The following is a 9,228-nucleotide window of genomic DNA, read 5'->3' as shown; positions in this document are numbered from 1 at the left end:
GCCGAGGCGGGCAGCCGGAGGAAGACCGCGTGCGCCAGCACGCTGGCGCCGTACGTCCACAGGTAGAGCGCGAACATCGGGGCGTCCCGCCCGTCGACGCGGTCCACGGCCGGCCCGGCGAGCGGGCGCAGCGCGGCCATCAGCAGCACCGCGAAGAGCAGCCAGCCGAGGTAGTTGCTCACCGGGACGCCGGGCAGGCCGGGCAGCGCCGGGCTGGCGTCCCGCCAGACCCAGTAGCCCTCGGCCACCATCTGCGGGTCGAGGAAGAGGTCCCAGGCGGCCAGCCCGACCGCCGCGAGCGCGACGCGGCCGGCGCGGTCCACCCACCGGGCCCGCCGGTCTCCGGCCGGCCCGGGGGACGGCGTGGTGAGCCGGACCGCGGTGAGCCAGGCCGGCCAGGCCATCCAGGTCCACGCGAGCGGGATGACCAGCGGCACCCCGGCCAGTTTCGGGCCCAGTTCGCCGGAGTAGTCGTAGCTGCCGAACGGGAAGCCGGTGGCCACCCCGAGCGCCTCGATCGCGAAGCCGCCGCCGGTGGCCACCGCGACCAGCGCGAGCGCGGCACGCGTACCCCGGCTGAGCAGGGCGTGCCCGACGGAGAGCAGGTAGCCGAGTCCGACGGTGGCCACGGTGAGCCCGGCCCGGGTGGCGCCGGCGGTGAGCGGGTAGCAGATCTGGGCGAGGACGAGGACGGCCAGCAGCGCCCAGGGCAGCCGGCGCCGGATCACCGTATGGCCGGGCCGGGGGCGGGGCCGGGCGGGGGCAGCGGCAGGTCGCGGCCGAGCACCCCGAACGGCCGCTCGTCGCCGGGGAAGTGGAAGTGGCGCAGGATGTCGACGAAGCCGAACCGCCGGTACAGCCGCCAGGCGCGGGACTTCTGCTCGTCCGCCTCCGGGGTGGAGAGCAGGGTGGTGGTCCCCTCCGCCATGGTGAGCAGGGCCCGCAGCTGGCCGGCGCCGAGGCCGTGCCCCTGCGCGGGCGGCCGGACGTGCAGTTCCACCACCTCGAAGCAGTGGGTCAGCCAGCGCTGCCGGGCATCGACGTCGAGCGCCCGGTACACCTGGTCGTGCCACCACTGGCCGGCGGCGCCGAGGTAGCCGTACCCGAAGCCGGCCAGGTGCCCCTCGCTGGTCAGGCTGGCGACGGCGCGGAAGCCGGGCCGGCGGACGTGGGTGGCGATGTAGCCCCGCCGTGCCTCCAGCAGGTCGGGGCGGTAGCCCATCGCCTCGCCGTAGACGGCCACCACGTCGTCCAGCCGCCGGACCAGATCGTCCGGGGTCCAGCGGACCAACCTCATGCGTGTCCTCTCGCCGTTTCCGGGGTGCCCCCGGCCGCCCAGCCCAGCACCGTCCGGTCGCCGACCACGTTCCGCACCGCGAACCGGGCGAACAGTTCCTCCGCGTACCACCCCTCGGTGGGGGTCCGCGTGATCGCGGCGCGGTGCTCCGGGTGACGGTACGCGAACGCGACCAGGTCCGCGCTGTCCCGCCACGCACTCACCGTGCCCTGCCAGCCCAGCGGGGCCTCGCCGACGCCGAACCGGGCCAGCAGCCCGGGCGCGACGTGCAGGGCCGCGGCGACCGGCGGGACCGCCCGCCAGAAGGTGACCGCCCGGCGGGCCCGCAGCCGGGCCCGGGTCAGCGCCAGCACGGGTCCGTCGACCCGCCCGCCGGACGGCTCGCCGAACGGCCGCTGGCCGGACCACTCGCCCCGGCTGGTCAGCGGGCACAGGTCCACCCGGGCCGCGGCGTGCGCGATCCGGGCCCAGGAGCGCCCGACCGGCGAGGCGTCGAAGCCGGCCGCGGCGGTGGGGGAATCCCAGACCAGCAGGGCGGCCCAGCGGGTCAGGTCGGCGTCACCCGGGCCGAAGCCGGTGCCGGTCCCGGTGCCGAGCAGCTTGGCGAACCGTACGCCGGGGAGGCGGCGCAGCCGCCCCGGGTGCACCGCCATCCGCCACAGCGCGCCGGGCACCGCCGTCCGGGGGATCCGCCACACGTGCAGCGTGACCAGTTCCGGGACAGTGGTTCGCTCGCTCCGCTCGCTCACGCCACCTCGGCCGGGCTGCCGGAGGTGATCCGCAGCAGCTCCGCGTACGTGGTGGGGAAGACCGCCTGCGGCACCCCGCCGGCCGCCCACACCTCGTCGTACGCGGCCAGGGCGGTGTCCACCACGGTGCGCAGCGGCCGGGGGTGGCCGACCGGGGCGACCCCGCCGATCACCTGCCCGGTGTGCCGCTTGACGAAGTCCGGGGTGGCCCGGCGCAGCCGGGTGATCCCGAGGGCGGCGGCCAGCCCGGCGGTGTCCACCCGGTGCGCCCCGGAGGTGAGCACCAGCAGCGGCGCGTCGTCGGCGTCGAAGATGAGCGAGTTGGCGATGGCGCCGACCCCGACGCCGAGCGCCTCGGCCGCCGCCGCGGCGGTGTGCACCGCCGCGGGCAGCAGCCGGACCTCGCTGGCCCCGCCGGAACCGTCCCGCGCGCCCGCGTCGTCGAGCGCCTGTTGCACCGCCTGCACGTTCGGGTGTGGCTGCATGCCGCTCATTCTTCCCGCCGCCTCCCCGCCGCGTCCCACCCGCCCACGCCGTGTCCCGCCTCACGCTCAAGATCCGCGCGAATTCCCCGGAAAGCGGCCGCTGGTCACGCGGGGGCGGCAGCGCGGGTGGCGATGAGGGCCTGGATGCCGTCGAGGATGCGGGCCAGGCCGAAGTCGAGGGCCTGGTCGCCGGGGGGCTGGGCGGGGATCGTGCGCAGCGCGGCGTCCAGGGCCGGGAACTGCGCCTCCCGGCCGCGTACCAGCATGGTGAACGCGGCCTCCCGGCCGTGCTCCGGGGCGGTGCCGGTGGCCGAGTGCTGGGCCAGGTTGCGGGCGTGCCCGACCAGCAGCACCGCCACGTCGAGCTGCTCGCCGGCGGTCAGCCCGGTGCCGGTGAGGGCGGCGACCACCCGCTCCAGCCAGGCCAGCTCGTTCGGGCCGGGCACCCGGGGGGCGACGGTGGCGGCGTGCGCCCAGGGGTGGCGGCGGAACCGGTCGAACATCTGCCGGGTCCAGTCGTCGAGCTGGCCGCGCCAGTCGGCGCCCGCGGGCGCCGGGGGCGGTTCGCCGATCGCCGCCTCCAGCATCAGGGCGACCAGCTCCGCCTTGCCGGGCACGTACCGGTAGAGAGCCATCTTGGTGACGTCCAGCGACTCGGCGACCCGCTGCATGGTCAGCCCCTCGAGCCCCTCGGCGTCGGCGATGGCGATGCCGGCCCGGGCGATCGCGTCGAGGGTGAGGGTGGGGCGCGGACCCCGCCTCGGCCCGCTGGGCGTGCCCCACAGCAGCTCGTAGAGCCGTCGTTTGTCGACGCCACCGGTCTCCACGGTCACCTCTCTTGTTCGCGGGCCGAAACTGTGTCTACAGTACTCTGTATCCGACGGACGCAGTTTTAGTTTCGGGGGTAGGTCATGTCCTTGTCACTACGCGGCTTCCGCGTTCTCGTCTCCGGCGCCGGGGTGGCCGGCCCGGCGGTGGCCTGGTGGCTGGCCCGGCACGGGGCCGAGGTCACCGTCGTCGAGGCCGCCCCGGCGCTGCGGACCAGCGGCTTCGCGGTCGACTTCCGGGGGCCGACCCACCTCGGCGTGCTCGCCGCGATGGGCGTGCTGGACGACCTGCGCGCGGTGCAGACCCACGCCGGCGCGATGAGCCGGGTGGACGAGCGCGGCCGGGAGATCTTCCGGCTGCCGGCCGAGTTCGCCGGCGGTGAGCTGGAGGTCCGCCGCCGGGACCTGTCCCGGATCCTGTACGAGCACGGCGCCGACCGGGTGGAGTACCGGTTCGCGGACCGGATCACCGCGCTCACGGACCGCACCGACGGGGTGCGCGTCGACTTCGCCCGGGGCGACTCCCGCACCGTCGACCTGGTGGTCGGCGCGGACGGCCTGCACTCCGGGGTGCGCCGGCTGGCCCTCGGCCCGGAGTCGGCGTACGTGACCCACCTCGGCTACCACCTGGCCGGCTGGGACCTGCCCAACGACCTGGGGGCGGACGCCGTCCCCCGGCAGTACAACGTGCCCGGCCGGATGGCCAGCGTCTCGGCCGACCCGCGTGACCCCGACCGGGCCACCGCCCTGGTGGTCTTCGCCGGGCCTCGGCAGGACCACGACCGGCTCGACCCCGACCGGCAGAAGGCGCTGGTCGCCGACGCCTTCGCCGGGCTGGGCTGGCACGTGCCCCGGCTGCTGGCCGGGCTGCGCGCCGCGCCGGAGCTCTACTTCGACGCGATCGCCAAGGTCCGGGTGCCCCGGTGGCACACCGGCCGGACCGTGCTGCTCGGCGACGCGGCGTGGGGTGTCACCCTCGGCGGGATGGGGGTCGGCACCGGCGTCGTCGGGGCGTACGTGCTCGCCGGCGAGTTGGCCCTGGCGGGCGGCGACCACCGGGTCGCGCTGCCCGCGTACGAGCGGCGGATGCGGGGGTACGCCGCCCGCTGGCAGCGGGGCGCCAACCCCGGCCACTTCCTCGCCCCGGCCAGCGGGTGGGGGCTGTGGCTGCGCGACCGGCTGCTGGCCGCCCGCCCGGTCCAGTCGATGCTGGTCCGCAGCACCGGGTCGCTGGCCACCGAGGCCGACCTGCCCGACTACCCGGCGGCCTGAGCCGCCAGCCGGGAGCCGGGCCAGTTCGGGGTGGCCCGGACCCGGCCGCCGGCGTCCACCAGCAGCGCCGCGTACCCGTCCAGGGTGGCCAGCCAGTCGAGCGCGTCCGCGCCGCGGGCGACGGCCGCGGTCGCGTACACGTCGGCCCAGAGCAGCTCGGGGCCGACCACGGTGACCGACCGGACGGCCTCGGCCGGGCGGCCGGTGCGTGGGTCGGTGATGTGCGCGCCGCGCCGCGCGGTGCCCGAGGTGGCGACCGCACCGTGTGCCCGCTCGACGACGTCGAGCATCCGTTCGGGGCGGGCGGGGTCCTCGATCCCGACCCGCCAGGCCGGCCGGCCCGGCGTCGTGCGCAGCAGCACGTCCCCGCCCGCGTTGAGGCAGAGGTCGTGCCCGGGCAGGTCGACCAGGTGCCGCGCGGCCCGCTCCACCGCCCACCCCTTGACCAGTCCGGACGGGTCGAAGCCGGTGCCGCCGCCGGGCAGCGGCAGGCGCCGGGCGTCGAACCACCCGCCGGTACGCGCGCGGGCCTCCTCGCAGCGCTCCACCACCTCGCGCACCACGGGGTCGGCGGTGGTCGGGTCGGGCAGCGCGCCGCCGAGCCGGCCCAGCACGCTCTCCGGCCGGTACGTGCTGAACACCGCGTCCATCGCGCGCAGCTCGGCGAAGACCCGCTCCACCCGCTCCGCCACCGCGTCCGCGCGCACCTCGGGCCCGCGCAGGTGCACACTGACCGGCAGCCCCATCACCTGCGCCACCCAGGCCCGCCGGTCCGGCTCGGTGGTCAGGTTCATCGTCCCCACCCGGCTCACCTCAGGTGCGCCGCGTCGATCGCGGACTGCAGCGACTCCCGGTAGCCGTCGCTGGTCACGGTGGCGCCGGAGACGGTGTCGATCTGGGCGCTCTGCGCGGCCAGCGCCTCCTGCCGCAGGATCGGCACCGCGTAGTCGTTGATCTCCTGGTCCCGGCGGTTGCCGTCGGGCACCTGCACCGTGGTGACGTCGGTGATCTTCCCGCCAGAGACGGTGATCTTCACCTGCACCGGCCCCCACCGGGTCTGCGTCACCGACCCGGTGGCCGTGCCGCTGCCGCCGGACGAGCCCCCCGAGGAACCGGTCGAGGAGCCGCCCGACGAGCCGGAGCCGGTGCCGGAGCCGTCGTCGGTGGCGGTCCAGGAGCTGCCCGCCGAGCCGTCCGAGCCGGAGGCGATCGCGCTGGTGTCCCCGCCCGCGCCCATGGTGCTGGTCTTGTAGCTGAACAGCAGCACCAGCGCGGCCACCGTGGAGAGCAGCCAGATGGTGATCCGTCGCACGGATCCTCCTTTCGCGCCTGTCACCAGGCGAAGCATTCGTGGTGGGTGCGCGCGTCGGGGACCCCGGCCGCGCGGGTCGCGGCGCGGGCGGCGCCGACCCAGCCGTCCGGTCCGCAGAGGAAGACGTCGTGGGCGGCGATGTCGGGGGAGAGCCGGCGCAGGGCCGCCGCGTCGGGCATCCCCTCGGCGTACGCCGGCAGCCAGCTCGGGCGTGCTGCCCGGGGGCCGACCAGATAGTGCACGACCAGCCCGCGTTCGGCGGCGAGCCGGTCCAGCTCCGCCCGGAAGGCCAGATCCGCAGGGGTACGCGCGCGGTAGAGCAGCACCGCCTCGCCGGGGGCGTACGGCAGCTCCCAGAGCAGCGCCAGCAGCGGGGTGATCCCGACCCCGCAGGCCAGCATGGTGATCCCGCCGCCTCGCCAGTGCTCCCCGGTCAGCCGCCCGTACGGCCCCTCGACCAGCACCTTCGTGCCGGGGCGCAGGATGGCCACCCGGGAGCTGCCGTCGCCGAGGTCCTTGACCGTGATCCGCATCAGGTCCCCGTTCGGCGGTGCCGACAGCGAGTACGGGTGTGCCCGGGACCAGCCGGCGCCGTCCAGGAACCGCCAGAGGAGGAACTGCCCGGCCCGGGCGGGCAGCCGGTGCAGGTCGCGCCCGCGCAGCCAGACCGAGGTGATCCCGGGCGCCTCGGGGACCACCGCGGCCACCTCGATCCGGTGCCGCGCCGACCGCCAGGCGGGCAGCCCGAGCCGGTAGACCAGCACGCTGGCCAGCGCCAGCAGGTAGACGGTCCACCAGTAGGCGCGGGCCAGCGGTGCGGCGAGGAAGTCGGCGCCGGTCCAGAGCTGGTGCGGCAGCGCCAGCGCGATGCCCAGGTACGCGTACAGGTGCAGCAGGTGCCAGGACTCGTAGCGCAGCCGGCGGCGCGCCGCGCGTAGCGAGGTCACCACCACCAGCACCAGCAGGGCCAGCGCCGCGGTGGCCAGCAGCATCCCCGGGTACGTGACGACCAGGTCCCAGATCTCGGCCAGCACGCCCTGCCGGGCGGTGCCGGCGTACCCGAGGACGGTCAGCGCCACGTGGGCGAGGAGGAGGTTGACGGAGGTGAAGCCGGCGAGCCGGTGCCAGCGGGCGATCCGGTCCTGGCCGAAGCTCCGCTCGATCAGCGGCACCCGGGCCATCAGCACCACCTGGATGAGCATCAGGTCGGCGCTGACCAGTCCGGCGAGCCGGCCGAGCGAGGTGAGCCCGGTGGCCGCCCCGCCCAGCAGCTCCTGCACCCCGCGGTCGGCGGTCCAGAGGGCGGTGACGACCAGCAGGCTGAGCACCGCGGCGCTGCCGGCGACATCGGCCCACCAGGCGGGGACCGTCGGCAGCGCGCGGCGCACGGCCCGCCGGTCGGCCACGGCGGCGGTCACCGGAAGATCTTTTCGGTACGGCTCACGTTCATGACGTCCACCCTGGGCCGGGGAACTCGGTGCCCCCTTTGCCGATGCTGTGTCCCGGCTGAGAATCCGGACCGCCCTCCGGCGTGCCCCGGCGACCCGCCGGGCGGGAGTGATCGGTGTCGCCGGCGCGTCACACGTTGCATTTTCGTCGGTGGGGAGGTGTACTGTCGGGGTAGTTAGAACGAGTGTTCGATTCAGTCGTACGCTCGTTCCAACGCCCGGGAGAGGTGTTTCGCGGCGCCGGCTTCCCGGGAGGTGCGGTTCCGCGGACCGCACCGGGCTCCGGACAGTCGCGAGTCCGGACCCGTCAGGCAGGATCGTCGCCCGCCGCCCACGACCCCCGGGCGGCGGGCGACGAACCCGCCGGTACGCCGGCCGGGTGTGGTGTGGGGAAGCGTCCACACCCGGCCGGCCCCCACCCGGTGCGTCTTCCTCCGCACCACCGCTCCGGGCGTCCCGCCGGCGGATCCGATCCGTCGCGCGACCCGCCCGCCCCGGCCCACGCGGAGGAGAGACCATGCCGACCAGTCCGGCCCAGGTGCCGACGGTGCCCGCGCACGCGCTGCCGCACCGCACCCCCGCCCAGCTGCTCGTGGTGGCCCGCCACGGGCTGGCCGAGGCCGCCCGGACCCGCCCCGACGGCCTCCGGTACGCCGCCGCCCACCTCGCGGCGCTGCGCGCCGCCGCCGCCGTGCTCGCCGCCCGCGCCCGCCCCGCCCCCACCCGGCGTAACCGGATCACCAGCGTCTGGGTGCTGCTCGCCGCCGTCGCCCCCGAGCTCGACGAGTGGGCCGGCTACTTCGCCGCCGGGGCCGGCAAGCGGGCCGCCGCCGAGGCCGGCATCCCCCGGGTGGTCACCGCCCGGGAGGCCGACGACCTGCTCCGCGCCGCCGAACAGTTCGTGGCCGTGGTGGAGACCGCGCTCGGCCTGGCCCACCAGCCGGCGATCGACGGCCTGCATCGGCCCCTCCGGCTCGGCGTGTCTGACGCCACGCCGCGACCCGGAGCAGCCGCCGCCTGAGTCGTGGCGTCCGGCCGCCGCCACCGGCGGGACCCCGGGTGGTGGCCGGACGCCGCTCCGCGTCGCCCGACGCACTGTCCTGATCCAGCATCCAGCACACCCAGCACCTGACGGGGAACGACCCCGCGCGACACGACGGGGGGAGTCCGATGGCGGGCCGCATGGTGGTCGGTTCCGCCGCACTGGCCGAGCTGGTACGCCCGGCGAGCGCGCCGGACCCGGCGGGCGGCCACCGGCTGCTGCCCGTCCGGCGCGAGCTGACCGGGCTGCTGCCCCACCGCGGGCTGCGGCGCGGCAGCACCATCGCGGTCGGCGTCGGGCAGCCCCGGCACAGTGGCGGGACGTCGCTGATCCTCGCCCTGCTCGCCGAGGCGTCCCGGGCCGGCTCGTGGTGCGCCGTGGTCGGGGTGCCCACCTTCGGGGCGGGCGCGGCGGCCGAGGCCGGGATCGCCCTGGACCGGCTCGCCCTGGTGCCGAACCCCGGCCCCGAGTGGCCCACCGTCGTCGCCGCGCTCATCGACGGGATGGACGTGGTGGTCACCGCCGTGCCGGCCACGGTCTCCGCCTCCGTCGCCAACCGGCTGGCCGCCCGGGCCCGGCAGCGCGGCAGCGTGCTCGTCCCGTACGGCCGGTGGGACGGCGCGGACGTCACGCTCCAGGTGGTCCGGGGGGTCTGGGAGGGGCTCGGGGTGGGCCGGGGCCGGCTGCGCCGCCGGGAGGTGACCGTCTCGGCACGCGGGCGGGGCGCCGCCGCCCGGCCCAAGGAGATCAAGGTCTGGCTGCCCGGCGACGAGCTGACCCGGGTCATCCCCCGGTC

11 protein-coding genes are annotated in these 9,228 nt (G+C 76.6%); 3 read left to right on the top strand and 8 right to left on the bottom strand.

Going from position 1 to position 9,228, the window contains the following annotated elements:
* The 5 genes from ONA70_RS31735 to ONA70_RS31715 all read right to left on the bottom strand — a co-directional run.
* Positions 1 to 725 (bottom strand): carotenoid biosynthesis protein (locus ONA70_RS31735; protein ID WP_406601288.1); only part of this gene is annotated, 725 nt, incomplete at its 3' end.
* On the bottom strand, positions 725 to 1,297 hold the full coding sequence (locus ONA70_RS31730; protein WP_265010172.1) for a GNAT family N-acetyltransferase: 573 nt from the start codon (positions 1,295 to 1,297) through the stop codon (positions 725 to 727). The genes ONA70_RS31730 and ONA70_RS31735, both read right to left, overlap by 1 nt.
* The gene (locus tag ONA70_RS31725) at positions 1,294 to 2,046 is read right to left on the bottom strand and encodes a monooxygenase (protein WP_265010171.1); all 753 of its coding nucleotides are present in this window, start codon (positions 2,044 to 2,046) and stop codon (positions 1,294 to 1,296) included. The genes ONA70_RS31730 and ONA70_RS31725 overlap by 4 nt, the downstream gene beginning before the upstream one ends.
* Entirely contained in the window at positions 2,043 to 2,531 is a 489-nt protein-coding gene (locus tag ONA70_RS31720; RefSeq protein WP_265010170.1) for a YbaK/EbsC family protein, read from the bottom strand. The genes ONA70_RS31725 and ONA70_RS31720 overlap by 4 nt, the downstream gene beginning before the upstream one ends.
* Positions 2,532 to 2,635: 104 nt before the next feature.
* Positions 2,636 to 3,364, bottom strand: coding sequence for a TetR/AcrR family transcriptional regulator C-terminal domain-containing protein (locus tag ONA70_RS31715; protein ID WP_265010169.1), 729 nt, complete (start codon positions 3,362 to 3,364; stop codon positions 2,636 to 2,638).
* Positions 3,365 to 3,442: 78 nt separating this feature from the next.
* Between ONA70_RS31715 and ONA70_RS31710 the strand changes: the two genes are divergently transcribed.
* Complete coding sequence (locus tag ONA70_RS31710) at positions 3,443 to 4,630, top strand: FAD-dependent monooxygenase (RefSeq protein WP_265010168.1); 1,188 nt, start codon at positions 3,443 to 3,445, stop codon at positions 4,628 to 4,630.
* Here ONA70_RS31710 and ONA70_RS31705 read toward each other — a convergent pair.
* From ONA70_RS31705 to ONA70_RS31695, 3 genes are read right to left on the bottom strand one after another with little or no spacing between them, the layout of a single operon-like run.
* Positions 4,615 to 5,424, bottom strand: a complete 810-nt coding sequence (locus ONA70_RS31705; RefSeq protein ID WP_265010174.1) for an FAD:protein FMN transferase — start codon at positions 5,422 to 5,424, stop codon at positions 4,615 to 4,617. The two genes, ONA70_RS31710 and ONA70_RS31705, sit on opposite strands and share 16 nt — an antisense overlap.
* A 14-nt stretch (positions 5,425 to 5,438) precedes the next feature.
* Positions 5,439 to 5,942, bottom strand: a complete 504-nt coding sequence (locus ONA70_RS31700) for an FMN-binding protein (RefSeq protein ID WP_265010167.1) — start codon at positions 5,940 to 5,942, stop codon at positions 5,439 to 5,441.
* Between the two features lie 20 nt (positions 5,943 to 5,962).
* A complete protein-coding gene (locus ONA70_RS31695; protein WP_265010166.1) occupies positions 5,963 to 7,360 on the bottom strand; it encodes a ferredoxin reductase family protein in 1,398 nt (465 codons plus the stop codon).
* A 547-nt stretch (positions 7,361 to 7,907) separates the two neighbouring features.
* Here ONA70_RS31695 and ONA70_RS31690 point away from each other — a divergent pair.
* Together ONA70_RS31690 and ONA70_RS31685 are read left to right on the top strand one after the other, a co-directional pair.
* Complete coding sequence (locus ONA70_RS31690; RefSeq protein ID WP_265010165.1) at positions 7,908 to 8,411, top strand: SAV_6107 family HEPN domain-containing protein; 504 nt, start codon at positions 7,908 to 7,910, stop codon at positions 8,409 to 8,411.
* 149 nt (positions 8,412 to 8,560) lie between these two features.
* On the top strand, positions 8,561 to 9,228 hold a 668-nt coding region (locus tag ONA70_RS31685), incomplete at its 3' end, for a hypothetical protein (RefSeq protein WP_265010164.1).

The organism is Micromonospora yasonensis (genome assembly GCF_026013475.1).
Lineage (GTDB): Bacteria > Actinomycetota > Actinomycetes > Mycobacteriales > Micromonosporaceae > Micromonospora > Micromonospora yasonensis.
Note: the sequence above shows the minus strand (reverse complement) of the source record. Positions and strands in the feature narration are given on the sequence as shown.

What these genes read in the sequence shown, in the direction of transcription:
- ONA70_RS31705 (WP_265010174.1), bottom strand. Translation starts at nt 5,424, where the DNA reads ATGAACCTGACCACCGAGCCGGACCGGCGGGCCTGGGTGGCGCAGGTG.
- ONA70_RS31730 (WP_265010172.1), bottom strand. Translation starts at nt 1,297, where the DNA reads ATGAGGTTGGTCCGCTGGACCCCGGACGATCTGGTCCGGCGGCTGGAC.
- ONA70_RS31710 (WP_265010168.1), top strand. Translation starts at nt 3,443, where the DNA reads ATGTCCTTGTCACTACGCGGCTTCCGCGTTCTCGTCTCCGGCGCCGGG.
- ONA70_RS31720 (WP_265010170.1), bottom strand. Translation starts at nt 2,531, where the DNA reads ATGCAGCCACACCCGAACGTGCAGGCGGTGCAACAGGCGCTCGACGAC.
- ONA70_RS31690 (WP_265010165.1), top strand. Translation starts at nt 7,908, where the DNA reads ATGCCGACCAGTCCGGCCCAGGTGCCGACGGTGCCCGCGCACGCGCTG.